The sequence below is a fragment of the Clostridioides sp. ZZV14-6154 genome, assembly GCF_020657785.1.
GTDB lineage: Bacteria > Bacillota > Clostridia > Peptostreptococcales > Peptostreptococcaceae > Clostridioides.
Map to the genome: position 1 here is coordinate 188,981 of NZ_JAGWCY010000001.1, position 25,054 is coordinate 214,034.

Here is a 25,054-nt window from a genome sequence, read left to right on the forward strand (position 1 = left end):
TTTATTAACAATTTTCTTGTAATAAATATAAAATATTTTAAAAACTTCCCGATTATGATAAAATTTAAAGTATATGACAAGGAGGGATTTAATGAGAGGAAGAGTAATTTTATTGATATCGATATTATCTATATTTCTTGTAGGATGTTCATTTAATAAAAAAGATGAAATAAGTTCAACTGAACAAGGAAAAATATATTTAGAGAAACATGATTATAAAAAAGCTATGGAAGCATTATCCTCTGCATTAGAAGAAGATAGCGCTAATGAAAATGCAAGAGCTATGTATATGCAATCTATGAGAATGTTAAATGTAGATGAATTTGAAAAAGATACAAATTATGAGGATGCAATTAAAGAACTTAAGCTTATAGAGAAAATCAAAAACGGGTCCTCTGTTATTAAAAATGAAGCATCTAAAAAGAAAGAGGAATTGACTAAATTAGAAAAAGAACAGAATGAAGCAGAGGAAGAAAGAAAGAAAAAGGCAAAAGATACAGCTGGAGAAGATAGGTATAGAGTGGAATCAGAAGCAAAGAAATCTTCCTATAGTGAAAAGAGTAAAAATAATAAATCTAATTCCAAAAACAAAAATACAACTTCAAATAATAACAAAGATGTAACTAACAATGATTCTTCTCAAAATCAAGAAAAACCAAATACAAGCAATCCAACACCGACACCAACTCCACCTTCATCAGAAAATAGCGGAGGGTCAGATAGTGGTGGAAATTCTCAGAACTCAAATAATCAGTAAATGTAAAGTATTACATATAAACAATTAAAACTTTGTATCAGTAAATGAAATTAACTCTTAGCATATATTCTTTGCCAAGAGTTAATTTCATTTTTTTATAGTAATGTAATAGATAATAATTAATTTTTAAAATTATAAAAGACAGAAATTATTGCAATCTCTTGTCAATATATTTATCAATAGAAGTTTTTACAACAGCAGCTACAGGTACTGAAAGAAAAACACCTATAAAACCAAAAAGAGACTGTCCTATTAAAATCGCAGAAATTATCCATATAGCTCCTATTCCAACTTGATTGCCCATAACCTTTGGTTCTATGAAATTTCCATCTAGTTGTTGTAATATAAATATAAATACGATAACCCATATGGTTTTTTGTGGACTGTATAAAATTGTCATAGCTACTGGAGGTATAGCTCCAATAAATGGGCCTAGATAAGGTATTATATTTGCTAAAAATATTATTGAAGCTAAAAATAAAGCATTTTCTATTCGAATGATAAATTGAAATCCTATAAATGCAATTATACCAATAATAAGAGAGTCTAAAATTCTACCAATTAAATAATCATAAAAAATATCATGGGTAGTTCTAAAAAATTCTATAATGTCATCAGCTTTGTTTCTAGTAGTAGAAGAATATAGTAATCTTTTAAATCCTAATGCAATTTTTTCCTTATCATATATAATATATATAGATAATATAAAGCCCATTACCATACTAAATAGCATAGATGATATGCTAAGTGTATAGATTAAAAAGTTTTTAGGAATTCTACTAATAAAATTACTAGCTTCTTTTAATGCATTATCTAAGCTATGTTGTATATGAGGAATTAGAGCTTTTAAAAAATCTATGTTTGACATATTTTTTTCTATAAAATTATTTATATAATCAGTGTAAATAGGCATTTCATTTATCAATCTATTTAATGTATTGGCTATTGAAGGAATTAGCAATCTAATACCAAAAGCTAAAATAATACCTATCAATATATAAGATAAAAAAATGGATAAAAGCCTATGTGTTTTAAATTTTATTTCAAAAAGCATTACAAGAGGATTTAAAAGCAAAGCAAGTAAAATCGCTAGTAAAAATGGACTAAAAAAGCTTAATAATCCTTCAATGCTAGATATAAAATCTGCTGGAGTATTAATAAATTTAAAAAATAAAATTCCAATAAACACGACTATTAAATAATATTTTACAGTTTCTTTTGAAATAATAATCACTTCCTTAAAATAGTGTTTAATCAGCTATTACATATTAATAGTATGTGAAAAGAAATTACAATTATTTAGGAAAATTAAATAATTTTTTGGCTTGTTTTTAATTAAGGTCTAGTATAGTATAATAATGTAACAAAATTAACATTGATAAAAATATTAAATAACATATAATTTAAGATAAGAAAGGATTATGTATGAGAATTAATAAATATATAGCTTCTTGTGGAATTGCATCTAGAAGAAAAGCAGAAGAAATCATTCTTGAAGGAAGAATAAAGGTAAATGGAAATATAGTAAAAGAACTATCTTTTAATATTGATGAAGAAAAAGATATAGTAGAATTTGATAATAAAGCAGTAAAGCCAAGCGAAAATTATGTCTATATAGTATTGAATAAGCCAGAAGGTTATATAACTACTGTAAAAGATCAGTTTAATAGACCAAGTGTAATAGATATATTAAAAGATGTAAAGGAAAGAGTATATCCAATAGGAAGGTTAGATTATGAAACAAGTGGGCTTTTGATACTTACTAATGATGGAGATTTAACATATAAACTTACTCATCCAAAACATGAAATTAATAAAACTTATGTGGCAAGTGTAAAAGGAATTATAAATAAGGATGAAATAAGAAGTTTTGAAAAAGGACTAAAAATAGAAGATTACACAACGGCACCTGCTAAAATTAGAGTAATTAAGGAAAATAAAGAAAAGAATTATTCAGTATGCGAAATAACAATACATGAAGGAAGAAATAGACAAGTAAGAAAAATGTGTAAAGCTATAAATCATCCAGTTTTAAACCTAAGAAGAATTTCTGTAGGGAAAATAGTATTAAAAGATATAAAAATTGGCGAATATAGATATTTAACGGAAGACGAAATAAAATATTTAAAATCAATAAAATAGCATGAAAATGAAATGAAGTTAATAGCAGGGAGAAATGATATTATGGCATATGCAAAACATTTAACTAAAATTACAGATATAAATAAATTTTATTTAGAAAATATTATTAATAAAGGTGATATAGCAATAGATGCTACCATGGGAAATGGTTATGATACAAAGTATTTGGCTGAAAAGGTTGGAGAAGAAGGCTTTGTATATGCATTTGATATACAAGAAGAAGCTATAGAATCTACAAGAAAAAAATTAGAAAAAGAAGGATATATAGATAGAGTAAAATTAATACTTGATGGTCATGAAAATATAAATAAATATGTAAAAGAAGAAGTTTCATGTGTTTTATTTAATTTAGGATATCTTCCAAGAGCAAAACATCTAATTATAACTAAACCAGATACAACTTTAAAAGCTATAAAGTCTAGCTTAGAAATATTAAAAGAAAATGGAATAATAAGTATTGCTATATATACAGGACATGATGGAGGTCAAGAAGAAAAAGATAGTATATATAATTTTGTAAATAATTTAAATCAAGATGAATTTAATGTTTTAGAATCTAAATTTTTAAATCAAGTCAATAACCCACCACAATTGATTTTAATTGAAAAGAAAAAATCACAATAAACACTAAAAAAAACTTGACAAGATTCTATTAAGAGTTAATATATATATTGTAACCTTTTAAAAATACTTTAAATAATAAGCATATGATAATTTGCTTTCGAAGTAAGAGATATTCTTAAATATGCAGAATAAAATATTTAACTTTTAAATGAGTAAAAATTGAAAATTTTAAAAGAAATATTGAACAAATCTTAAAAAATGCAAGGAAAAATGGTATAATAAATTTAATCGAAAATACTATGTGAAGTATAAGGTACAGAAAAGTTAGAATTTTATGAGTTTAAGAATCTGAGATAAAAACTAAAATAATAAAATTTTTAGAAAAAATAGTAGTAGTCATAAAAAGAAAATAGTTTAGATAACTAAAAGGAGAAAAAAATGGAAGAAACAAATGAAATGAAAGATAGTAAACATTTGATATCAAATATACAATCTCAATATACGAGGTTAAGTAAGGGTCAAAAACTTATAGCACAATATATTTTAAATAATTATGATAAGGTTGCATTCATGACTGCATGCAAATTAGGTGAAACTGTAGGAGTAAGTGAATCTACTGTTGTAAGATTTGCAAATGCTCTGGGCTATAGTGGGTATCCAAAATTACAAGCTGCACTTCAAGAACTCATAAAAAATAAATTAACTACAGTACAAAGAGTTGAAATGGCACATGATTATTCCGATGATTTTGCAATATTGAACAAAGTTTTAAAGAGTGATATAGATAATATAAGATCAACATTAGAAGAAATTGATGAAAAAGCATTTAAAGAAGCTTCGAATAAACTTTTAAAGGCAAGAAAAATATATATACTTGGTATGAGAAGCTCTTTTGTAGTAGCTCAATACCTAGGTTTTTACTTAGATATAATACTTGATAATGTCCATATAATTAGAATGGATATGGGAGATGCTTTTGAACAGATTGTAAGAATAAACGAAGAAGATGTTATAGTTGCAATTAGTTTCCCACGTTATTCAAAAAAATCTTATCAAATTGTCAATTATGCTAAGGAAAAAGGAGCACATGTAATTTCATTAACAGATAGTTTATTTGCACCAGTGGCAGCACTTGCAGACAATACTCTTTTGGTTAAGAGTAATATGGCTTCATTTGTAGATTCACTAGTTCCAGCACTTAGTATTTCAAATGCTCTTGCTATATCTGTTGGAATGAAAGAAAAAGAAGATATTAAACAGCACTTCGATGACTTAGAGCAAATCTGGAAGAGATATTCTGTATATGAGTAAAGCTTGTATATTAATAAGTAGGATTAATTATTAAAAGTCTCAAATCTAGCAGTGTTTGAGTAAAAATTCTATAAAAAAACTGACTGACATTTAACTGGCAGTCAGTTTTTTTATTTAAATAAGATTTTGCTTAAATTATCAATAAAAAAAGACCCTCAAAAGAGTCTTTCCCGAAAAATCTATATATTATAATATAGTTATATTTTCTGCTTGAGGACCTCTAGCGCCTTTAACTATATCAAAGCTTACTTGTTGACCTTCTTCTAATGATTTAAATCCTGAAGTTTGTATAGCTGAGAAATGAGCAAATACATCATCTCCACCTTCTATTGATATAAATCCAAATCCTTTTTCATTATTAAACCATTTCACTATTCCATTATTCATTTAAAAATACTCCTATTAACCTATATCAAGATATACTTGATTTAATTGTGTATTACTACAAATACTATTGTATCATAGATTAATAGAAATGTCTATTCAATTATATTTTTTAGTTAACATTTTTGGTTATTATTAATCTTAAAAATATATTTAAGAGCTTTGTATTAATATAAAAGTAGATAAAACTAAAAAGGGTTTTCTAGAAAATAAAGCCTATCTAATTATACTTACTTACCAATACCATAACTTGATGCAAGCAGGATTCTACCACATTTTCTCCATACTCTAGTATAAAATCATCTAACTGTGTATCTATAAAATCACAATAATCATATGAACTGCCAATATAAGCAGTTAACATATGTGTACATCTACCCATTTTATCTCTAAACATATATTATTATCCCCCTAAAAAACTTTCATAAAAACAAAAAGAAAATATCTTTTTGGCAACTGGCTGAATAATTTAGGAGTCCCCCTTAAATTTACTTACTTTCATTATAAAGAATACTTATAATAGTATATACATTTTGTAAATAATGAATATGCTAAAAGAGCTGGAATAATGTTTGATGAAAGTTTAAACCCTGATATACATTCACTAAGAATGACAATACTTTATGGATTAAAAGGAATAAGTGCTTATGGGCATCAGGCTAGAGAGCTTGTATATTATAATAATCAAGTAGATGAATTTTATTTTAGAGCACTATCAGCAATTACAGATGATGATATTTCTTTAGAGAACTTAATAACATTAACTCTTAAGACAGGTGATATGAGTGTTGCTGTAATGCAAAAATTAGATGAACCTAATACTACCATTTATAAAAACCCAGAACCTCATAAGGTAAATGTAAAGATAAAAAAAGGACCTTTTATAATAGTTTCAGGACATGATTTAAAAGATTTAGAAATGTTACTTAAACAAACAGAAGGAAAAGGGATAAATATATATACTCATGGAGAAATGATTCCTTGTCATGGATATCCAGAATTAAATAAATATACTCATTTAGTAGGTAACTTTGGAGGAGCATGGCAAGACCAGGAAGAAATTACTATACCGAGTTTGCTAAACAAGTTCCTAAAGATTGTATAATTTTAACACTTGCATGCGGAAAATATAGATTTAATAAGTTAAACTTTGGAGAAGTAGCTGGGTTTCCTAGGTTGCTAGATGTTGGTCAATGTAATGATGCTTATTCAGCAGTAAGAATAGCTTTAGCTTTAGCTAATGCATTTGATACAGATGTGAATAGTCTTCCTCTTTCAATAATATTATCATGGTATGAGCAAAAATCTGTAGCAGATTTATTAGCATCATTATCACTAGATATAAAAAATATTTATTTAGGGCCAAGTTTACTAGCATTTATAAGTCCAAATGTACTACAATATTTAGTTGATACATTTAATTTAATACCTATTAGTACACCTGAAAAAGATTTGGCAACATGTCTAAATGTTCCAGCAAAATAGTAAAGACTATAGGTGATAATCAAAAAGAGTGTTTTAGACACTCTTTTCTTAATCATCATCATCTTCTACATATTCAAGTATATCACCTGGTTGGCAATCTAAAGCTTTACAAATTTCATTTAGAGTGGTAAATCTAATAGCTTTTGCTTTACCAGTTTTTAAAATTGATAAATTAGCATTTGTAATATCTATTTTTTCAGCCAAATCTTTAAGTGATATTTTTCTTTTTGCCATCATTACATCTAGATTAACTATAATTGCCATAATATCACCTCTATATCGTTAAATCATTATCTTCTTTTATTTTTATAGCTTTATTAAATGTTTCAGCAATTACAAAACACATTAGTGCAAATATAAAAGAGATGACCATAAGTGGTGAAATTCCTCCACTATCAGCTCCAAAAACTCTTATATTACTGGTATTCAAACTATAACCATTGATACATTCAATTATAGTATTTATCAATAAGCAATATCCCATTATTTTAAATCTCTTTACATTTTCAAGCATGAAAGGTGAGTATTTAGTACTATTAATTATAAAAGTTAAGCATAAGATAACTATGAAATAGTTAGAAAAATACATTATTCTAACAACTAAAATAAATAATTTTTCAAAGTTAAAATCATATAAAAACATAGGTATCATACACATGAATAGTATACCAGATACACTTAAAATTACTAGTATAAAGTATAAAAATACTGATAGAATCTTGTTAAAAAGTCTTGTAATCATTAAATATCATCTCCTTAATATAATGTATATTATTGATTATAATATATAATTTATTGTTTTTCAATAATAAATTATTGACATAGAATATAAAAATATTATAAAATGTATATAAATAAGAATATTAAGGTGGTAAGTTTATATGAAAAAGAATATAAGTTCTAAAATATTGAATAATATTGTGCTAGTTGGAATAATTTTGACTTTATTATCACTTATTTTAACACCATTAGCACTGACAGCGTATTTTAAAAGTAGTTTGGAAATTACAAATACAAATATGCCAACTATAATGTCAATAGCTATATATATATGTGCTATTCCGTATGTTGTATCATTATTTATGTTAAAAAGATTATGTAAGCTAGTGGCAATAAATAATCCATTTTCAGAAGAGATACCTAAAAACTTAAAAAAAATATCCATCTGTGCATTTAGTGAAATTTTTATATTCAACTTTGTAGTGATAATATTATATTATTGTTATGATATATACTTATATGCAATTACTATAATACCTGTAGTTATAGTATCATTTGTTTCATTATCAATAGGATTTCTAGCTTTAGTTCTATCAATTTTATTCAATAAAGTTATTGAAATAAAAGATGAGAATGATAAAACAATATAATAAATTTATACACTAATATGTTTATTAAAAATATTTTAGGTTGATTTTATTAGATTTAATTTTAATTAATACTATAGCTGTAAAGTATATTAATAATACATAAGAGATTAGATTTTATTAGTAAAAATAAGTTAAAAGTATACAACACAGAAAGAAAAAATAGTGATAGAATGTTCTATCACTATTTTTTCTTTCTATGTTAATTTGAGTATACAATACTTTTTTCTAGATTAAGAGTTTTAAAAGTATCTTTTATAATAATTAATTTATTGCTTACCTGCTTATTTTAATAATACTAAGATAAAGTGAATTGATATAGTAATTGCTCTAATTTATATGAAAACAGTAATGATAAGATTATCTTTACTTAAACAAAGTATTTATCCATTCATTTAATACTTTTAATTGCTCTTGTGTATTAAACCAATGCTCGCCGTTTTCTATAACTGTTAAATTGCAATTAAAATGGTGTGTAAATTTCTCTACCACACTTAGTTCTGTAAGTTCATCGTGTTTACCATATAGTATTCTTGTTGTAGTATTCCATTTAGTAATAGGATGTTTTTTGACATATTGTAGATATTCCCATGAGAGTGTATGACCAAATGAAGTTGGAATAATTAGTTCATGTTTAAGTTGTTCTTCTGATACATTTGCCCAAAGCATCATATTAGAGATAAGCTGTTTCATATCAAGAATTGGAGATACAAAAACACACTCTTCCAGATTCTCATTTTCAAAACTCAACATACTAAACCATGCACCAATACTATTTGCATATAATGAAATTTGATTCCAGTTAGATTTTGCATATTTCATTATAGTTAATAGCTCTGGAACAACATTCCATGGGTCAAACGAAATGTTTTCTTCTTTACGTTCTCCATGTTTAGGTAAATCAATACTTAAAACCTGCCATCCATGATTAACAGCAATATTAGCAAAAGTTTCGGCTTCTTCTTTATAACCACATTGTCCGTGTATGTAAATATACAATTTGTTTGACGAATTTCCCCAAAGAATTGAAGGAATTCCATGAATTTGAAAATATTTCTTTTCCATAAAAATCTCCTCTCAGTTTAATATATAGTATCTATTTATGTATCTATTAAACTATAAAATTATACTGTAATATTCTAATTTAATTATCTATAATACTAAATTAATTAGTTATAATACTAATATAATTAGTATTATATTAAACTAAAATTAAATTGTCAACATTGCATTTAATATAAAGTGTTTTATAAGTCTTAATTGTTGACGAAGCTAATTAGATTAGTTAAACTAATAAAGTAATTAATTTTAGTTGAGAGAGGTATAATCATGCGTGTTAGTAGAGATATAGTAATACAGGTAGCATCTGATATAGCTGATAAAGATGGGCTTAACAAGCTTTCTTTAAAAGTTGTTGCAGAAAAACTAAGTATACGTACACCATCTTTGTATAATCATATAGAGAGCTTAGATGATTTATTGAGAGAGATTGCTCATAGTGGAATGAGGAAAATGAATAAACAGATGGAGAAAGTTGCTATTGGTGATTCTGGAGATACAGCTATAAAATCTGTAAGTATTGCATATTTTAACTTTATAATTGCTCATCCTGGGGTTTATGAAACAATTCAATGGGCTATTTGGCATGGAAACAGTGAAACATCAGAGATATTTGAAGACTATAAATCGCTATTAGAAAAACTTATTCTTTCTTGTAATTTAAGAACAAAGAATATAGATGAAGTATTAAATTTGTTGATGAGTGTGATTCATGGATACTCAACTTTGCAACTTGGAAAAGCTCTTTTAAATTCAGAAGAAGCTATAAAAGGTCTATCTGACACTATTGATACTGTACTATTAGGTGTTCATAAAAAGTATGACTAAGTATATCACTAAATATTAATGTCTTTGTTAGTAGATTCTTTTAAAGTATATTACTTAAAAATTTAAAGAGAAATAGTGTAATTTTAAAATTTAATTTAAAAGCAAATCAACTTTAAAAACTTTAAGTGGATTTGCTTTTAATATATTTTTTTATTAAATTAGTTTGCTATTGATAGCTTCATTGGAGTAAAACGTATGCCATTGACAATCTGTTCAACATTAGTATCTTTAAATCCTAATTTATGGTAAAATTCAATAGCATAAGGTGATGAATTTACAGTTATTTCAGTTAAATCATCTTTGTTTTCAGTAAAATACTTTACACCTACAGCCATTAATTTTTTTGCAACACCACGTTTGTGATAATTTTTATCTACAAATAACATACATATATGATTTAGGCCTCTGATAGCTAAAACCCCAATTAACTTTTCACAATCAAAACAGCCCCAAAAGAAAATAGATTTTTCTTTGACTTTTTCAATAATAGAGTTATATTCTATAAATTCATGGAATGACTCAATTCCCTCAGCACAATAATCTGGAGACTCAAATTCTTCAAATACATTCCAAATTAAATTTAATGCATTTCTAATATCATGCTCTTTTAATTCTCTTATTAGGTACTTTTCATACATTATAAACAACACCTCTATTATTAAAAATTTTCTTATAATTATATACCTTAAATATATTTATTTCAATATAAATTATTTTATTAATTTTTAATTTAAAGATGATTAATAAAATAATCTATATACAATATACTTAGAACATAAAAATTTATTTAATTTTACATACAATTTAATAATAAAAATAAATTTGAAATAATCTAAAATGAAAATATATATGACATATAAGTGTCATATATATAATAGTACAATAAAGATATACTATATACATGAAAACTATTTTGTAAAGAGAAAAGGAGAGACAATATGCAGATTATAGATATAAATTTAAACAATATTGACAATGAACATATATGTTGTGCAATTACTGAAAAAAAGGGAGAAAACTGTGTTTCTTCTAAAAAATCTTGGATGAAAAGCAATTTTGATAAAGGCCTTGTATTTAAAAGGTTAGATGAAAGAGGTAAAGTTTTTATAGAATATATTCCAGCAGAAAATGCATGGTGTCCTATTACTGCAAATAATTATATGTATATTAATTGTTTCTGGGTATCTGGAAAATTTAAAGGACAAGGATATTCTAATTTATTACTACAAAAATGTATTGATGATGCAAAGTCAAAAGGAAAATATGGGCTAGTTGTACTTTCATCTGAAAAAAAACTACCTTTTTTATCTGATTCTAAGTATCTAAAATATAAAGGATTTTATCTGGCAGATACATCAGAACCTAGTTATGAACTATTGTATTTTCCATTTACTAATAATGTACCTATTCCATGCTTTAAAGATTGTGTAAAACAAAGCAAACCAAAGGAGAATGGGATAGTTTTATATTATAGTAATCAGTGTCCACATACTGCAAAATATGCTCCTATTTTGAAAAAAATTGCGAATGCTAGAGGTATTGAAGTAAATCTTATAAAATTTGAAACAGCAAAAGAAGCACAAAATGCTCCTGCGCCATTTACTACATATAGTCTTTTTTTCAATGGGAAATTTATAACTAATGAGATATTTTCTGAGAAAAAAATCGAAAATTTTTTAGATAGTAAAGGTTTTTAAAACTCAATTAAAATAAGATATAAATATTGTAATTTTAAATTGTGATATTTTATAATTTAATGTATTTTAGATGTCTATTAAATTCTAATCTATATACTTAAGGTATCCCATGAATTTACTATTTATTATGATTATTGTGGTATAGTGTTGAGTAGATGAAATTTTGTTAAATATTGGAATGTAAATAAAATATATTAAGAGAGGGTAATTATTATGAATAAAAGTATTAACACAAAAATTATATCTGCTGGAATGGTTATATCTATGTTAATTACAGGAACTGCATATGCACAAGAAAATTCAGAAACTAGTAAAGATAATTACAGTATTGATAAAAGTAATATAAGAGTTGAAAATCCAATAGATATACATAATTTGTGTGGTGGATGGGCAAATATTAGGTTGCTAAACGAAGATGACTTGAAAGTGTTTAATGAAACTAAAGGAACATTGCTAGGTGTTGAATATGAGCCACTTATTGTTTCTACTCAAATTGTAGCTGGAACAAATTATAAATTTATTTGTAAGGCTGAGACAGTTTCAAGTACACCTAAAAAGTATTTAGCAGAGGTTAATATTTTTAAACCTCTTCCTTTTGAAAAAAATAATAAAGCAATAATAAAAAGTATTAATAAAATTAATGAATAAAAATATAATAAATTATAGTAGGGAATTCTCAATGGATATAGTATCTATTTTAACCAATATAGACATAAAGAAGTTGAATGACTTTTATAGTGGAAAAGTAACTCTACATTATGATGAGTTAATACTTATAAATAGTGTCATTATAATGTCATTTGCAGATACATTTAAAACTACTAAGTATAGTCATGATATGATAATTAAGACTCGCAAAAAAGATATTGAGTAGTAAAATTTATAGCCTGCTAGAAAATATAGAACTAATAAATGAAAATTCATGTAATAGACGAGGTTTTATCATATTAAAAAGAAAATCAATAGAAAGACTATTGTTGTGTCTGATTAAGAGTTCTTTGATAACAATTTTAGTCCTTCTCTTAAAAAGGAGAAAAAATGATATTAAAAACAAAAAGATTAACTTTAATTCCACTATCACTTCGTCAACTTGAACTTTGGACTTCCAATAATGCAGAATTAGAAAAGGAATTGGATTGCATTTATTGTGCAGAACCAATGATTGGGTTTTTTTATGATATTGTAAAAAGACAATTAGATATTGCTAAAAAAGATGAAAAAAATATATTGTTTTATACATTTTGGTTTATTATGCTAAATGAAAACCGTACAATTATAGGATTAGCTGATTTTAAAGATGTACCAAATTCTTATGGTGAAATTGAGATTGGTTATGGCCTAGGTGAAGATTATAAAAAACAAGGATATATGACAGAAGCTGTTAAAAAGATATGTAGTTGGGGATTAAGTCAACAAAATGTTTCTTCTGTGATAGCTGAAACTGATGCAGACAATACAGATTCACAAAATGTTTTATTAAGATGTGGTTTTAAGTTATATCGTAACTCAGATACAAAATGGTGGAAATTAACAATCTAGAAAAAATTTCCAAAAGTTTATAAATAATATTGACAAACTACTAAAAATAAATTATTATATAAAACAACAAGAAAAGAAATTGAAATCCTATGAAAAAGAAAGTAGCATAAAAGGATTTGATAGAGAGCTAGGGATGGTGGAAGCCTAGTAATGAATTTTATTGTGAATAGAGCTTTGGAGGAAGTTACCAGAACTAGGAGTATGGTAATTGGTGAGTCTCGCCTTAAGAGATTAGAGTGGGTAAGATTATCTTATCAATTAGAGTGGTAACGCGGGTGTATATTCGTCTCTTGGTCTTTGACCAAGAGGCTTTTTTAATTTTAAATATACATTTGCAAATACTTTTAATTTATAAGAATTATTATAATTATAATTTTACCAATAAGAGTGGTACCGCGGAAATTCGCCTCTTAGCATTATCAATGCTAAGGGGCTTTTTATTGTAAGTTAGATAGTTTTAAATTTATATATTATCAAATGATTATCAAATAATAATATCAATCTAGAAAAATAATTCAAAATATTCTTAAAATAATTGTAAAACGGAGGGAATAAAATGAGTAAAATAAAAGCTGGGATTATTGGAGCAACTGGATATGTTGGTGTAGAATTACTAAGATTATTAATAAATCATGAAGAAGTAGAAGTTACAGCTATAGGTTCAAATTCATACATTGGCAAAAATATAGTTGATGTATACCCAAGTATAGGCTATGAAAACAGTATGGCATGTATAGAAAACGAAAAAGTCATTGATATGTGTGATGTTGTATTTACTGCTCTTCCACATGGGGTAAGTGAAAAATTTGCAATAAAAGCAATCGAATCTAAAAAGAAAGTCATAGATTTAGGTGCTGATTTCAGAATAAAAGATGAAGAAATATATAGTAAATGGTATGGGGTATCTTTTATAGATAAAATTTTACACAAAAAAGCTGTATATGGATTAAGTGAGATATATAAAGAAGATATAAAAAATGCTGATATAGTTGCAAATCCAGGATGTTATCCTACTAGTATTTCTTTACCACTGATGCCATTATTAAGCTCTAAGTTAATAAAAAATAATAATATAATAATTGACTCTAAATCGGGTCTCACAGGAGCTGGTAGAGAGTTATCAACAAGTAGTCATTTTACAGAAGTTAATGAGAATATAACTGCATATAAAATAGGAAAACATAGACATACTCCAGAAATAGAGCAAAATCTAAGTGAAGCGTATAAAGAAAATGTAGATGTAGTTTTTACACCAAATCTAATTCCAGTAAATAGAGGGATACTATCAACTATATACTGCATAAAAGAAGATAATGTATCTATAGGTGATATACATAAAAAATTAACTGATTATTATGAATATAAAGATTTTGTAGAAATACTCCCATTAGATAAGATAACCTCTTTAAAAAATGTTATATATTCAAATAAATGTGTAATATCAGTACATGAAAATAAAGATACATTAATAATATGTTCAACTATAGACAATATGATTAAAGGAGCAGCAGGGCAAGCCATACAAAATATGAATATAATGTTTGGAATTGAGGAGACTACAGGATTAAAGCATATTGCGCCATCATTTTAGGAATAGAAAAATACTAAACTCATATAAGTAGGAGGATAAAAATGGAGATTATAAAGGGTGGAGTTACAGTTCCAGAAGGGTTTGTTGCTTCAGGAATTCACTGTGGCTTGAGAAAAAATAAAGAAAAGAGGGACTTAGCTTTAGTTTATTCAGATATTTTATGTGATGCAGCAGCAGTAGTTACTCAAAATAAAGTTAAAGGAAATCCAGTTTATGTAACACAGGAGCATATTAAAAATGGAAAAGCACAAGCGATTATAGTGAATAGTGCTAATGCTAACACATTTAATGGAAAAGAAGGTCTTATAAATGCATATAAAATGGCTAAATTTACTAGTGAAAAATTAAATATTAAAGAAGAGGATGTTTTGGTTGCATCTACTGGTGTTATAGGAAAACCATTAAATGTAGATTTAATAGAAAAAAATATGGATGAGTTGGTGAGTAATCTCAGCAAACAAGGTCATATTGGAGCAAGAGAAGCGATTATGACAACTGACATTATAAAGAAAGAAATAGCAGTAGCAATAATGTATGGAGATAAAAAAATAACTATTGGAGGTATGGCAAAAGGCTCAGGAATGATACATCCTAATATGGCAACAACATTGGGATTTATAACTACGGATGCAAATATCGATAGTGTTCTCTTAAAAGAAGCTCTAAAGAGTGCAGTTGATAAAAGCTTCAATAGAGTTAGTGTAGATGGAGATACAAGTACTAATGATATGGTAATGATTTTGGCAAATGGAAAAGCGAAAAATGAGAGAATGGATGAAAAAGATGAACATTATCAAGTCTTTTTAAGTGCACTTACATATGTTTGTATAGAACTTGCTAAACTTGTTGCTAAAGATGGAGAAGGATGTACAAAATTAATTGAATGCTATATAAATGGAGCACTAAGCGAAGAACATGCAGTAAAGTTAGCAAAAACAGTTATATCTTCTTCCTTGGTAAAGACAGCTGTATTTGGAGCTGATGCAAATTGGGGAAGAATATTGTGTGCTTTAGGTTATGCGGGTGAAGAAATAGATATGGAAAAAGTAGACATTATTTTTGAAAGCATGAAAGGATATATAGAAGTATGTAAACAGGGAAATGGGTTAGATTTTAACGAAGAAAAAGCGAAAAAAATTCTTGAAGATGATGAAATAAGTATATTAGTAGATTTGAACATGGGAAATGCTAGGGGAAATGCATGGGGATGTGATTTAAGTTATGATTATGTAAGAATAAATGGAAGTTATAGAAATTAGGAGGAAATGCTTAATGATTGATATAGAAAAAGCAAATACACTGATAGAAGCTTTACCATATATAGAAAAGCATCAAGGAAAAACTATTGTAGTTAAGTATGGTGGAAGTGCAATGAAAAAAGATGGTTTAAAAGAGTCTGTTATGGAAGACCTTGTACTTATGAGTTATGTTGGAATCAATATAGTTTTAGTACATGGTGGAGGAGCAGAAATAAATAAAATGCTTGCTAAAGTAGATATAGAAAGTAAATTTGTAAACGGGCTTAGATATACAGATGAAGAAACCATGGAAATTGTAAAAATGGTTTTAGCTGGAAAGGTAAATAAAGATTTGGTAAATAAGATACATACAAAAGGTGGAAGAGCAGTAGGGCTTTGTGGGATAGACAATAATATGATTTTATGTGACCCATATAAAAATTATGAACTAGGATTTGTTGGAGAAATAAAGAAAGTAAATGTTGAACTTATAGAATCTTGTTTAAAATCAGGATATATTTCAGTAATTGCAACTATTGGAGTTGGAGATGATGGAGAGACTTATAATATAAATGGAGATACAGCAGCATCAGCTATAGCTAAAGAATTAAATGCAGATAAGTTGATACTTCTTACTGATGTGCCAGGTCTTTTAAGAGATCCAGATGAAGAAAAGTCATTGATAACAGAAGTTATACTAGAGGATGTTGATAAGCTATTTAATGAAGGTATAATTACTGGTGGCATGATACCTAAAATACATGGATGTGTAGACGCTTTGAATAATGGGGTAAATAGAGTTCATATTTTAGATGGAAGAGTTCCCCATTCTATAATAACAGAGTTATTTACTGATAGTGGGATAGGTACATTAATAAGAAAAGAAAATGAATAAGAAGATAAGTTAAATATAAAGAAGATTATAAACTTAAGTGAGGATGATAAAAATGAATATAAATAACAATAGTATAGTTTCAAAATGGGAGGAATATTTCATAAATACATATAGCCAACCTGATTTTATTATAGACTATGGCGAAGGTAGTTGCTTTTTTGATACTAAAGGCAATAAATATATAGATTTTACAAGCGGATACGGAGTATCCTCTCTTGGATATAGTAATAATAATCTAAAAACTGCTTTAAAGAACCAAGTGGACAAATTATTACATACATCAAACTTATATTTCAATGGTCCAGTATTGTCTGTAGGAGAAAAAATAATTAATACAAGTAGATTGGATAAAGTATATTTTTGCAACTCTGGAACAGAAGCAAATGAAACTGCTTTTAAAATAGCAAGAAAGTATAGTAGTGATAAATATGGTGAGGGAAGAGGGACAATCATAAGTTTAAAGGATTCTTTTCATGGTAGAACAATGATGTCTTTGATGGCAACTGGTATGGATAAGTATCATAAATATTTTTATCCACTTCCCAAAGGCTTTAAATATGTAGAAAAAAACGATATTGAAGATTTTAAAAATAATATTGATTCAACCGTTTGTGCAGTAATTCTTGAAGCAGTTCAAGGCGAAGGTGGAGTTATTGTTCTTGAAAAAGATTATATTTTAGAACTTGTAAAAATATGTAAAGAAAAAGACATAGCAGTAATTTTTGATGAAGTTCAATGTGGTATAGCAAGAACAGGTAAACTGTTTGGATATGAATATTTTGATGTAAAACCAGATATTGTTACAATTGCAAAAGGTTTAGGAGCAGGAATACCAATAGGAGGAGTATTAGTAAATGAAAAATTTTCAAAAGTTTTAGGTAAAGGAGATCAAGGTACAACATTTGGAGGTAATTTATTAGCTATGGTGGCAGCTTCTGTTGTGTTAGATGAAATATCTAAAGAAGGATTTTATGAAGATGTATTAGAAAAAGGGGATTATATAAGAAAATCTATTGAAAATTTTAATAGTACAATCGTAGTAAAAACAAAAGGTATGGGCTTGATGATAGGAGTGGAAACTACTATTGAATCTAACATTATAGAAGAAAAAGCTAGAAAAAAAGGATTACTTGTTTTGACTGCTGGAAGGAATGTACTTAGATTTTTACCGCCTTTAACAATTAGCTATAAGGAGATAAATGAAGCTCTTGAAATTTTAAAAGATATACTACTAGAAGTTAATTAAGTTCTTAAAAGATATATTATTAGAATAAGAATGAAGGTATATAAAAATATATGAAACTAAAGATTGAGTAGCATTTAAATAAATTTACAAAAAGGGGAAAATCAATATGAATAATATAAGTTTAAAAGGAAAGAGTTTTTTAACATTAAAGGATTTCACTAAAGAGGAAATTAGATATTTATTAACTCTATCTAGTTATTTAAAAACTAAGAAGAAGGTTGGTATAAAAGGGGATTTATTGCAAGGCAAAAACATAGCATTATTGTTTGAGAAGACATCAACAAGAACTAGATGTTCGTTTGAGGTAGCTGCTCATGATGAAGGTGCTCATGTAACTTACCTAGGTCCCAATGACTGTCATATGGGTAAAAAAGAATCTGTATCTGATACAGCAAAAGTTTTAGGAAGATTTTATGATGGTATAGAATTTAGAGGATTTAAACAGGAAACTGTTGAAAGTTTAGCAAAATACTCTGAAGTACCTGTTTGGAATGGCCTTACAGATGAATATCATCCAACTCAAATACTTGCAGATTTTCTAACAGTAACTGAAAATGTAGATAAAGATTTAAATAAAGTTAAATTTGTGTATGTTGGGGATGCTAGAAATAATATGGGTAACTCGTTGATGATAGGATGTGCTAAATTGGGAATTCATTTTGTAGCACTTGCTCCTAAAGAGCTTTGGCCAAATGAAAAGTTAGTTGAAGATATGAGAGAGATATCTAAAAAGTCTAAAGGAGATATATTGTTAACTGAAAATATTGATGATGTAAAAGGTGCTGATGTTATATATACAGATGTATGGGTTTCTATGGGAGAAGAAGAACAATATGAAGCGAGAATAAATCAACTTAAAGATTATCAAGTGAATATGGATATGATAAAGAAAACTGAAAATGAAAATGTTATATTTTTACATTGTCTTCCAGCTTTTCATGATTTAGAAACTAAAGTTGGTCAAGAAATTTATGAAAAGTTTGGATTATCAGAATTAGAAGTTACTGACGAGGTATTTAATTCCAAGTATTCAAAAGTATTTGAAGAGGCAGAAAATAGAATGCATACTATAAAGGCTATTATGGTTTCTACTATGACTGATGTAAATATGAATAATAATTTAATATAAATATTTTTTAATCTAGGTTTATGTTTTGATAAAAGTGATAAATATTCTAAATATATTATTAAAAATCCTCATTATATGTTAAAATAACTTATGTATCAACAAATTAAGAGGGAGGATTTGAGATATGAAAAAAATCATATTACTTTTAACAACTTTTTTATTAGCAATATCTTTGACAGCATGTTCAAGTGCAAAACCAGAAGATACAATCAATAATTTTTTTAGTAGTGCAAAGAAATTTGACTTTGAAGGTATGAACAAAGTTATGGAAAATAATGATGAAAAATATAAGGATATACTAAAAGAATTAGAAACAGAAGACCCAAGTGCACAGTATGTTTTAGATTATCTAAAAAATAATGCATCTAAAATAACATACACAATAAAAGACAGTGAGATTAAAAATAATAATGCAAAAATTCAAGTAGAGTGTAAGTTTGTAGATTCAACACCATTACTTAAAGAAATAATAGCTGAAGCATTTACAAAGATGCTTGGCATGAGTTTTTCAGGTCAAGATTTAACAGATGAGAAAACAACTGAAATGTTAGTGTCAATCATGAAAGAAAAGCAAAAAAGTGTTGAAGAAACTTTTGTAACAAAAACTGTAGAGTTTGAATGTACTAAGAAAGATAATAAGTGGATAATAAGTTCAGCTAATGATGCTCTGGCTGATGTATTATTATCTAATCTTGTTACAGCAGGAGAAGAATTTTCTAACTCTATGAGTTAAGTTGAATATTAAATTAGAAATATAATAAAAAATGAATATATAATATTTATAAGGGATATCAGTTTTGGTATCCTTTATGTTTTTTAAGGTAAATAAATAAAAATCAATAGAAATATTAAAAATAATTTGAATGTTTATTTCCACTATTAGAAAGATATCCATTGTATAATATATATGATTTAAAATGAGCTAATTATGAATAGAATGTATAATTATAAGTAAGGTATATAGCTAATGGAAATGATAGATTTGATACTCTTGATGGGATATCAACTTTTATATATAAATAGAATTAGAAGGTAGCAATTATGGTTAGTTGCTACCTTCTTCATGTTTATTTTCATTTTTTTTAATACATCAGAATAGAGCGTATTATCATAAAATTATCTTAGATTAAGATTATCTAGTATTTTTAAAAATATTTTTACCGCAATATCTAAATCATTCACAGTAACATTTTCATTAGGATTATGACTTATACCTTCAGTACATCTTATAAATACCATACCTATATCAGTTATATTATCCATTTCTTGAGCATCATGACCAGCGCCACTATAAATATAAAATGGGTTGAGATTTAAATCTACAAAACTTTTTTCTATAACTTTTGTTATTTTATCAGAACATGGTACAGGAACATTTTCAAAAGAGAGTTCACTTGTATAGTTAAGTTTTCTATTTTGACATATACGAGTTATTTCATCAAATATTTTTATTACTGAAATATCAAGAATTTCTTGTGAACATGAGCGTACGTCAAGAGTAAAATCAACTCTTTCAGGAACTACATTTGATGATGATGGATAAAAATTCATCTTTCCAACTGTAGCAACTAAATCAGGAGTTATCTTAGCTATATTTTCAATTGCTAATACACATTCACAAGCACAACATCCAGCATCAAATCGCATATCCATTGGTAATGTTCCAGCATGACCAGATTTGCCATTTACTGATATTTTAAAACTCTTAAATCCTGTAATACTTGAAACAATCCCAGCAGGAAGAGAGTTGTTTTCTAAGACAGGACCTTGTTCGATATGGAATTCTAAATAAGCATCAATATCTTTTCTAGGGTGTAAATTTATTAAATTTTTAGTATCAAATCCAAATTTTGTCACAGCTTCTTCAAGTGTAATTCCATTTTCATCAACAGATTTGAGTAGCTCCTTTTTAAAAGTACCAGAAAAAACTTTACTTCCCATTAGAGATGTTTCAAATCTTGTCCCTTCTTCCTCAGCAAATGCAACTAATTTAACATTAAATGGGTAAGATTTATTATTATTTATAGCTTCCTCAAGTCCAATTAGAGGAACAATTATTCCTAGCATTCCATCAAATATACCTCCGCATTTTACACTATCTTGATGAGATGCAACTACTAATGTAGGTGCGTTTAAGAAAGTAGATTTATATGTACCTATAACATTTCCAATATCATCAATTTCAACATCAAGATTCAAACCTTTCATCCAAGAACTTATTAATTCAATCGATTTTTTATGCTCATCAGTTAATATAAGTCTTGTAAGACCTGTTGTTGTTGAACTTATTTTTCCTAATGTTTGTAAATAATCCATACATCTTTGTCCTAACATATGTACCCTCCTAAAAATATAATTGTCGACTAAATTTATCAGATAATTATATTATATCAGTATATTTGGAAAATAATAGGATGTTATTGAACAAATAAATAATAAAAAAATAAAAATCCTAGTAGAAATAAAAAATAAAAAATAAAAATACCATCAACTTTTACCTCGATAGTATTTTTATAAAATTATTTAAATATAAAAACTGGTGTTAATATATTTTATACTTCTTTTTTACAATAAATTTTTGTAGAAATAAAATATGAAATTACAAACAAAAAAATAGCAATAAATGGAAGAGAATAAACTAAAGTATTAAGTATAATCTCAATAGAGATACTTGAATTAAATCTTTCCAAAAGGCTTTTAAATCCTAATAGTACAGCAGTAGGAAGTAAAAAGCATGCAATCATTAATAAACGAGCTTTTTCTGTACCAAATTTATAAATAAGTGGTAAAATAAGGCTAGCAAAACATATTGAAATTGATAAAATTAATCCTGTAATAACTAAAGTCTCATCTAAAACAAGTGTATTTTTAAAATATCCAATAACGATGCTAATAATAAGTGAGAAAAATACACCTATAAAGCTAAATATTAACATAGTTAAATATTTACTTAATACAATAGCATTACGTTTGATAGGCATTGTAAGTACATAGCTATCCCATTTATTTAAATCATCATATGAAAATGTTGAGACAATCATTGTTGTACATAAAACTATAATAACACCCATAAAACTATTGTTATTTCCATCTCCCACAGAAGATATATATCCAAATACAATCATAAATAAAATCATAATTTTTATATTGCCTTTTAAATTAAGTAAGTCTTTTAAAATTAGTCCCTTCATTATTTATCACCTCTCACATAAAATAACATAATTTCTTCAATTGTTGTATTGTCAACTATAAGATTTGGATGTTTTGTAATAAATTTGTACTTGTCTTTAAGTAGTACTTCATATCCAAACTGGCTTTTACGATAATATGAATAATCTTCATTTGTAAGTTTAGCAAAATCATTAGAACTACATTTTAAGATACCCATAGTATCGATTAATTCATCTTTGCTTTCGCTAAATATAATTTTTCCCTTATGTATAAATGTAATATAATCTGCTATTTTATCCAAATCACTTGTAATATGTGAAGATAAAATAATAGAATGTTCTTCATCCTGTATAAAATCTAAAAATATATCCAATATTTCTTCTCTTACAATAGGGTCAAGTGAACTAGTTGCTTCATCTAATATTAATAACTTTGGTTTATGAGATAAAGCTACAGCAATACTAAGTTTCATTTTATTACCTTTTGAAAATTCTTTAATTAGTTTATTATTTGGAACTCTTAATTTTTTTAAATATTCTTTAAATAGTGTATCATCCCAGTTTTTATAGATATGGCTCATAATTTTTGAGATATTATTTGTATTTAAATTCTCATGAAAGTTGCTTCCTTCAAATACCACACCAATTTGTTCTTTGATTTCTTTTTCATTTTTTATGTTATCAAGACCAAAAATTTCGATATTTCCACTATCATAAGATATTAAATTTAAAATTGATTTTAATGTAGTAGTTTTTCCTGCACCATTTTCACCTACAAATCCCATTATAGAGCCTTTTGGTACTGAAAAAGATACATCTTGTAATGCAAAATTTTTGTAAGATTTGTTTAGGTTTTTTATAGTTATTGCGTCCATAATTATCATTCTCCCTTATATAATAAAAGTAAAATATCTTTTAACTCATCATATGTAATACCACTGCTTTGAGCTGTATCAACTGCTTTTTGTAGGTATTCTTCAATTAAACGAAGTTGTTCTTCTTTAACAAAATCCATATTTTTGCCAGATACGAAACTACCTTTACCAGTAACTGTTTCAATAAATCCATCATGTTCTAAATCGCTATATGCTCGCTTTGTAGTAATTACACTTATTCTAAGTTCTTTTGCTAATAATCTCATACTTGGAAGAGCAGTACCTTCTGGCAACTCTCCACTTATAATCATACTTTTAATTTGTGTAGTAATTTGTTCGTATATTGGCTTGCCACTTGAATTACTAATAACTATATTCAATTAGACACCTCCTTAAATTGTATATATAGTATATATACATTATATAAATATATATATACTATGTCAAGTAAAGCTATAAAAAAATAATTGGAAATATTATGCATTCAATAGTTTTACTTCATAGAAAGATTATTTTATTGAACATATTAAAATTTTTTTAAAAAATTTACAAATATTATTCGAAAATCTTACCAATAAATTGAAAATGCTAATTTTAAGAAATAATAAAGTTTAGCTTCTAGCTAAATAAAAGTTTACTTTACAGATAAACTTTTGCTGTTTTTGCTTTTGACATACATATTTTTTTGTAATATATTTATATTATCAATTAGAGATAAGGAGAGTGAGAAGAGATATTTAATTTAGAGAAGGCATTAAAAAAAGATTTAAATCAAGAATATACAGAGAGTAGAAATTTGATTATGAACAAAAGTAAATATATAAATGTTTGCTTTAAAAATTATATCAAAGTGGCAGAAGGAATGTATACTAAGAGAGATTTAATTCCAATAAAATTAATAAATTCTATGGATAAAAATAATAAGATTAGAAAAACATTACATGAATTATCTTGTGAATTTGAATATCCAAAGACTTCCTTGTCTTCATTGTTTACAGAACTAAAAAAATTAGATTTTTTACAGAGAGTAAAAAATGGTGAGTATATGATAAATCCACATATAGCATATAAAGGAAATCGAGCTGATAAAGAAAGTTTATTAGAAGAATATAATCAGATAAAAAGACCTAATAAGGTTAGTAAATAAGGAAGAAGGTTTTTATATGAGTTTAAAACTTGATAGAAATGTTCTACAGTGGTTTGATTATGTATTTGAAAATGAAGAAACTAGTTTGAGACATTATAATTTTGAATGTACATTAAAAGAGATTAGCCCCACTAGTTTAAACAAAGTAGCATTTATATTAGAAAAAAATAATTCTGAATACTGGAAGTTGTATTTTGAAATACCAGCCGAAGTTACTTTGAAACTTAGACAAAACATTCATCCTTTATTTAGAGAGTATATATACGAACAAATATCACTGTATAACGATAATCAAATTTACAATTTTGTAAATTCAAATTTATTAAAAGTGTTTAATAATATTGCAATTTACCAATATAATCTTTTAGAAAATCTATATACTATTGATTTTAGAAAGAGTTTTATAGAGAAATGCCAGTATTTGTTAATAGGTGAAAAAAGACTTATAGATGAAGACTTATATCTAAAAGCAAAATCAAAAGAAGTGTTTGATTTTTTTAACTCAGATGGAACCTTTAATCTGACATTAAGTTTTGACATACAAAAAAATGAAAGTTTGCTTGATAGTCTTTTGGAGCTTAGAAAATCAATAATCATAAATGAGAGAATTTAATTTATTTGGATATAATA

Annotated in this window: 31 protein-coding genes and 1 other annotated feature; of the genes, 20 read left to right on the forward strand and 11 right to left on the reverse strand. The window is 26.4% G+C overall.

Annotated elements, in window-relative coordinates; all coding sequences use genetic code 11:
• The first annotated feature begins 91 nt into the window (after positions 1-91).
• Positions 92-757 carry a hypothetical protein gene (locus KGF45_RS00800; RefSeq protein ID WP_227840542.1) on the forward strand — a complete coding sequence of 222 codons (666 nt, stop codon included), beginning with the start codon at positions 92-94 and terminating at the stop codon, positions 755-757.
• 148 nt (positions 758-905) lie between these two features.
• Here KGF45_RS00800 and KGF45_RS00805 read toward each other — a convergent pair whose 3' ends face one another.
• Positions 906-1,946, reverse strand: a complete 1,041-nt coding sequence (locus KGF45_RS00805) for an AI-2E family transporter (RefSeq protein ID WP_227841606.1) — start codon at positions 1,944-1,946, stop codon at positions 906-908.
• A gap of 236 nt (positions 1,947-2,182) precedes the next feature.
• Here KGF45_RS00805 and KGF45_RS00810 point away from each other — a divergent pair, with 236 nt between their 5' ends.
• The 3 genes from KGF45_RS00810 (at position 2,183) to KGF45_RS00820 (ending at position 4,774) form a co-directional block, all read left to right on the forward strand.
• On the forward strand, positions 2,183-2,899 hold the full coding sequence (locus KGF45_RS00810) for a pseudouridine synthase (RefSeq protein ID WP_227841607.1): 717 nt from the start codon (positions 2,183-2,185) through the stop codon (positions 2,897-2,899).
• 42 nt (positions 2,900-2,941) lie between these two features.
• Positions 2,942-3,523 (forward strand): class I SAM-dependent methyltransferase, encoded by a 582-nt coding sequence (locus KGF45_RS00815; RefSeq protein ID WP_227841608.1) that lies wholly within the window; start codon positions 2,942-2,944, stop codon positions 3,521-3,523.
• A 378-nt stretch (positions 3,524-3,901) separates the two neighbouring features.
• Positions 3,902-4,774 (forward strand): MurR/RpiR family transcriptional regulator, encoded by an 873-nt coding sequence (locus tag KGF45_RS00820; RefSeq protein WP_227435034.1) that lies wholly within the window; start codon positions 3,902-3,904, stop codon positions 4,772-4,774.
• A gap of 186 nt (positions 4,775-4,960) precedes the next feature.
• Here KGF45_RS00820 and KGF45_RS00825 read toward each other — a convergent pair whose 3' ends face one another.
• A complete protein-coding gene (locus KGF45_RS00825; RefSeq protein ID WP_021384215.1) occupies positions 4,961-5,161 on the reverse strand; it encodes a cold-shock protein in 201 nt (66 codons plus the stop codon).
• 217 nt (positions 5,162-5,378) lie between these two features.
• Complete coding sequence (locus KGF45_RS00830) at positions 5,379-5,555, reverse strand: hypothetical protein (RefSeq protein WP_227827940.1); 177 nt, start codon at positions 5,553-5,555, stop codon at positions 5,379-5,381.
• A 171-nt stretch (positions 5,556-5,726) separates the two neighbouring features.
• On the opposite strand from KGF45_RS00830, the gene KGF45_RS20350 reads away from it, so the two are divergent.
• Both KGF45_RS20350 and KGF45_RS20355 read left to right on the forward strand, forming a co-directional pair.
• Entirely contained in the window at positions 5,727-6,263 is a 537-nt protein-coding gene (locus KGF45_RS20350; RefSeq protein WP_413840398.1) for a hypothetical protein, read from the forward strand.
• Positions 6,200-6,643 carry a hypothetical protein gene (locus KGF45_RS20355; RefSeq protein ID WP_413840396.1) on the forward strand — a complete coding sequence of 148 codons (444 nt, stop codon included), beginning with the start codon at positions 6,200-6,202 and terminating at the stop codon, positions 6,641-6,643. The genes KGF45_RS20350 and KGF45_RS20355 overlap by 64 nt, the downstream gene beginning before the upstream one ends.
• Positions 6,644-6,691: 48 nt before the next feature.
• On the opposite strand, the gene KGF45_RS00840 is transcribed toward KGF45_RS20355, so the two are convergent.
• Entirely contained in the window at positions 6,692-6,907 is a 216-nt protein-coding gene (locus tag KGF45_RS00840) for a helix-turn-helix domain-containing protein (protein WP_227827941.1), read from the reverse strand.
• A 10-nt stretch (positions 6,908-6,917) separates the two neighbouring features.
• Positions 6,918-7,385, reverse strand: coding sequence for a DUF2975 domain-containing protein (locus KGF45_RS00845; protein ID WP_227841609.1), 468 nt, complete (start codon positions 7,383-7,385; stop codon positions 6,918-6,920).
• A 139-nt stretch (positions 7,386-7,524) separates the two neighbouring features.
• Here KGF45_RS00845 and KGF45_RS00850 point away from each other — a divergent pair, with 139 nt between their 5' ends.
• Positions 7,525-8,013 carry a DUF2975 domain-containing protein gene (locus tag KGF45_RS00850; protein ID WP_227840546.1) on the forward strand — a complete coding sequence of 163 codons (489 nt, stop codon included), beginning with the start codon at positions 7,525-7,527 and terminating at the stop codon, positions 8,011-8,013.
• A 363-nt stretch (positions 8,014-8,376) separates the two neighbouring features.
• Here the strand turns inward: KGF45_RS00850 and KGF45_RS00855 are convergent, their stop codons facing one another.
• Entirely contained in the window at positions 8,377-9,075 is a 699-nt protein-coding gene (locus tag KGF45_RS00855) for an alpha/beta hydrolase (protein ID WP_227827944.1), read from the reverse strand.
• A 264-nt stretch (positions 9,076-9,339) separates the two neighbouring features.
• Between KGF45_RS00855 and KGF45_RS00860 the strand changes: the two genes are divergently transcribed.
• Positions 9,340-9,897, forward strand: coding sequence for a TetR/AcrR family transcriptional regulator (locus KGF45_RS00860; protein WP_227827945.1), 558 nt, complete (start codon positions 9,340-9,342; stop codon positions 9,895-9,897).
• Positions 9,898-10,055: 158 nt separating this feature from the next.
• Here the strand turns inward: KGF45_RS00860 and KGF45_RS00865 are convergent, their stop codons facing one another.
• The gene (locus KGF45_RS00865; protein ID WP_227841610.1) at positions 10,056-10,535 is read right to left on the reverse strand and encodes a GNAT family N-acetyltransferase; all 480 of its coding nucleotides are present in this window, start codon (positions 10,533-10,535) and stop codon (positions 10,056-10,058) included.
• 300 nt (positions 10,536-10,835) lie between these two features.
• Between KGF45_RS00865 and KGF45_RS00870 the strand changes: the two genes are divergently transcribed.
• The 10 genes from KGF45_RS00870 (at position 10,836) to KGF45_RS00915 (ending at position 19,965) form a co-directional block, all read left to right on the forward strand.
• Positions 10,836-11,594, forward strand: coding sequence for an N-acetyltransferase (locus KGF45_RS00870; RefSeq protein WP_227827947.1), 759 nt, complete (start codon positions 10,836-10,838; stop codon positions 11,592-11,594).
• 213 nt (positions 11,595-11,807) lie between these two features.
• Positions 11,808-12,242 (forward strand): hypothetical protein, encoded by a 435-nt coding sequence (locus KGF45_RS00875; RefSeq protein WP_227841611.1) that lies wholly within the window; start codon positions 11,808-11,810, stop codon positions 12,240-12,242.
• A 31-nt stretch (positions 12,243-12,273) separates the two neighbouring features.
• A complete protein-coding gene (locus tag KGF45_RS00880; protein ID WP_227841097.1) occupies positions 12,274-12,468 on the forward strand; it encodes a hypothetical protein in 195 nt (64 codons plus the stop codon).
• A 164-nt stretch (positions 12,469-12,632) separates the two neighbouring features.
• On the forward strand, positions 12,633-13,133 hold the full coding sequence (locus tag KGF45_RS00885; RefSeq protein WP_227841096.1) for a GNAT family N-acetyltransferase: 501 nt from the start codon (positions 12,633-12,635) through the stop codon (positions 13,131-13,133).
• Positions 13,134-13,213: 80 nt separating this feature from the next.
• Positions 13,214-13,427: a binding site (T-box leader), on the forward strand.
• Between the two features lie 262 nt (positions 13,428-13,689).
• The gene (gene argC / locus KGF45_RS00890; protein ID WP_227841612.1) at positions 13,690-14,724 is read left to right on the forward strand and encodes an N-acetyl-gamma-glutamyl-phosphate reductase; all 1,035 of its coding nucleotides are present in this window, start codon (positions 13,690-13,692) and stop codon (positions 14,722-14,724) included.
• Positions 14,725-14,765: 41 nt separating this feature from the next.
• Positions 14,766-15,983: a bifunctional glutamate N-acetyltransferase/amino-acid acetyltransferase ArgJ gene (argJ, locus tag KGF45_RS00895; RefSeq protein ID WP_227827952.1), complete on the forward strand. Its 1,218-nt coding sequence runs from the start codon at positions 14,766-14,768 to the stop codon at positions 15,981-15,983.
• A 13-nt stretch (positions 15,984-15,996) separates the two neighbouring features.
• Positions 15,997-16,857 (forward strand): acetylglutamate kinase, encoded by an 861-nt coding sequence (gene argB, locus KGF45_RS00900; protein ID WP_227841613.1) that lies wholly within the window; start codon positions 15,997-15,999, stop codon positions 16,855-16,857.
• Between the two features lie 52 nt (positions 16,858-16,909).
• Positions 16,910-18,103, forward strand: a complete 1,194-nt coding sequence (locus KGF45_RS00905; RefSeq protein ID WP_255612759.1) for an acetylornithine/succinylornithine family transaminase — start codon at positions 16,910-16,912, stop codon at positions 18,101-18,103.
• Positions 18,104-18,209: 106 nt separating this feature from the next.
• Positions 18,210-19,232 (forward strand): ornithine carbamoyltransferase, encoded by a 1,023-nt coding sequence (argF, locus tag KGF45_RS00910; RefSeq protein ID WP_227841614.1) that lies wholly within the window; start codon positions 18,210-18,212, stop codon positions 19,230-19,232.
• Between the two features lie 124 nt (positions 19,233-19,356).
• On the forward strand, positions 19,357-19,965 hold the full coding sequence (locus KGF45_RS00915) for a DUF4878 domain-containing protein (RefSeq protein WP_227841615.1): 609 nt from the start codon (positions 19,357-19,359) through the stop codon (positions 19,963-19,965).
• 383 nt (positions 19,966-20,348) lie between these two features.
• Here the strand turns inward: KGF45_RS00915 and KGF45_RS00920 are convergent, their stop codons facing one another.
• The 4 genes from KGF45_RS00920 to KGF45_RS00935 all read right to left on the reverse strand — a co-directional run bounded on the left by KGF45_RS00920 (position 20,349) and on the right by KGF45_RS00935 (position 23,657).
• A complete protein-coding gene (locus KGF45_RS00920) occupies positions 20,349-21,566 on the reverse strand; it encodes a M20 family metallo-hydrolase (protein WP_227827956.1) in 1,218 nt (405 codons plus the stop codon).
• Positions 21,567-21,784: 218 nt separating this feature from the next.
• Entirely contained in the window at positions 21,785-22,423 is a 639-nt protein-coding gene (locus KGF45_RS00925; protein ID WP_227827957.1) for an ABC-2 transporter permease, read from the reverse strand.
• Positions 22,423-23,286, reverse strand: a complete 864-nt coding sequence (locus KGF45_RS00930) for an ABC transporter ATP-binding protein (RefSeq protein ID WP_227827958.1) — start codon at positions 23,284-23,286, stop codon at positions 22,423-22,425. Before KGF45_RS00930 ends, KGF45_RS00925 begins: the two co-directional genes overlap by 1 nt.
• Complete coding sequence (locus KGF45_RS00935) at positions 23,283-23,657, reverse strand: GntR family transcriptional regulator (protein WP_227827959.1); 375 nt, start codon at positions 23,655-23,657, stop codon at positions 23,283-23,285. Before KGF45_RS00935 ends, KGF45_RS00930 begins: the two co-directional genes overlap by 4 nt.
• A 422-nt stretch (positions 23,658-24,079) precedes the next feature.
• Between KGF45_RS00935 and KGF45_RS00940 the strand changes: the two genes are divergently transcribed.
• Both KGF45_RS00940 and KGF45_RS00945 read left to right on the forward strand, forming a co-directional pair.
• Positions 24,080-24,424: a replication/maintenance protein RepL gene (locus KGF45_RS00940; protein WP_227827960.1), complete on the forward strand. Its 345-nt coding sequence runs from the start codon at positions 24,080-24,082 to the stop codon at positions 24,422-24,424.
• Between the two features lie 16 nt (positions 24,425-24,440).
• Positions 24,441-25,037, forward strand: coding sequence for a hypothetical protein (locus KGF45_RS00945; RefSeq protein ID WP_227827961.1), 597 nt, complete (start codon positions 24,441-24,443; stop codon positions 25,035-25,037).
• The last annotated feature ends 17 nt before the right edge of the window (positions 25,038-25,054 follow it).

Coding starts and splice junctions, on each gene's coding strand:
- KGF45_RS00875 (WP_227841611.1), top strand. CDS start 11,808: ATGAATAAAAGTATTAACACAAAAATTATATCTGCTGGAATGGTTATA.
- KGF45_RS00830 (WP_227827940.1), bottom strand. CDS start 5,555: ATGTTTAGAGATAAAATGGGTAGATGTACACATATGTTAACTGCTTAT.
- KGF45_RS00870 (WP_227827947.1), top strand. CDS start 10,836: ATGCAGATTATAGATATAAATTTAAACAATATTGACAATGAACATATA.
- KGF45_RS20350 (WP_413840398.1), top strand. CDS start 5,727: ATGTTTGATGAAAGTTTAAACCCTGATATACATTCACTAAGAATGACA.
- argF (WP_227841614.1), top strand. CDS start 18,210: ATGAATAATATAAGTTTAAAAGGAAAGAGTTTTTTAACATTAAAGGAT.
- KGF45_RS00865 (WP_227841610.1), bottom strand. CDS start 10,535: ATGTATGAAAAGTACCTAATAAGAGAATTAAAAGAGCATGATATTAGA.
- argC (WP_227841612.1), top strand. CDS start 13,690: ATGAGTAAAATAAAAGCTGGGATTATTGGAGCAACTGGATATGTTGGT.
- KGF45_RS00815 (WP_227841608.1), top strand. CDS start 2,942: ATGGCATATGCAAAACATTTAACTAAAATTACAGATATAAATAAATTT.
- KGF45_RS00855 (WP_227827944.1), bottom strand. CDS start 9,075: ATGGAAAAGAAATATTTTCAAATTCATGGAATTCCTTCAATTCTTTGG.
- KGF45_RS00945 (WP_227827961.1), top strand. CDS start 24,441: ATGAGTTTAAAACTTGATAGAAATGTTCTACAGTGGTTTGATTATGTA.
- KGF45_RS00840 (WP_227827941.1), bottom strand. CDS start 6,907: ATGGCAATTATAGTTAATCTAGATGTAATGATGGCAAAAAGAAAAATA.
- KGF45_RS00940 (WP_227827960.1), top strand. CDS start 24,080: ATGAACAAAAGTAAATATATAAATGTTTGCTTTAAAAATTATATCAAA.
- KGF45_RS00850 (WP_227840546.1), top strand. CDS start 7,525: ATGAAAAAGAATATAAGTTCTAAAATATTGAATAATATTGTGCTAGTT.
- KGF45_RS00860 (WP_227827945.1), top strand. CDS start 9,340: ATGCGTGTTAGTAGAGATATAGTAATACAGGTAGCATCTGATATAGCT.
- KGF45_RS20355 (WP_413840396.1), top strand. CDS start 6,200: ATGGCAAGACCAGGAAGAAATTACTATACCGAGTTTGCTAAACAAGTT.
- argB (WP_227841613.1), top strand. CDS start 15,997: ATGATTGATATAGAAAAAGCAAATACACTGATAGAAGCTTTACCATAT.
- argJ (WP_227827952.1), top strand. CDS start 14,766: ATGGAGATTATAAAGGGTGGAGTTACAGTTCCAGAAGGGTTTGTTGCT.
- KGF45_RS00845 (WP_227841609.1), bottom strand. CDS start 7,385: ATGATTACAAGACTTTTTAACAAGATTCTATCAGTATTTTTATACTTT.
- KGF45_RS00930 (WP_227827958.1), bottom strand. CDS start 23,286: ATGATAATTATGGACGCAATAACTATAAAAAACCTAAACAAATCTTAC.
- KGF45_RS00800 (WP_227840542.1), top strand. CDS start 92: ATGAGAGGAAGAGTAATTTTATTGATATCGATATTATCTATATTTCTT.
- KGF45_RS00820 (WP_227435034.1), top strand. CDS start 3,902: ATGGAAGAAACAAATGAAATGAAAGATAGTAAACATTTGATATCAAAT.
- KGF45_RS00925 (WP_227827957.1), bottom strand. CDS start 22,423: ATGAAGGGACTAATTTTAAAAGACTTACTTAATTTAAAAGGCAATATA.
- KGF45_RS00915 (WP_227841615.1), top strand. CDS start 19,357: ATGAAAAAAATCATATTACTTTTAACAACTTTTTTATTAGCAATATCT.
- KGF45_RS00885 (WP_227841096.1), top strand. CDS start 12,633: ATGATATTAAAAACAAAAAGATTAACTTTAATTCCACTATCACTTCGT.
- KGF45_RS00920 (WP_227827956.1), bottom strand. CDS start 21,566: ATGTTAGGACAAAGATGTATGGATTATTTACAAACATTAGGAAAAATA.
- KGF45_RS00825 (WP_021384215.1), bottom strand. CDS start 5,161: ATGAATAATGGAATAGTGAAATGGTTTAATAATGAAAAAGGATTTGGA.
- KGF45_RS00810 (WP_227841607.1), top strand. CDS start 2,183: ATGAGAATTAATAAATATATAGCTTCTTGTGGAATTGCATCTAGAAGA.
- KGF45_RS00905 (WP_255612759.1), top strand. CDS start 16,910: ATGAATATAAATAACAATAGTATAGTTTCAAAATGGGAGGAATATTTC.
- KGF45_RS00880 (WP_227841097.1), top strand. CDS start 12,274: ATGGATATAGTATCTATTTTAACCAATATAGACATAAAGAAGTTGAAT.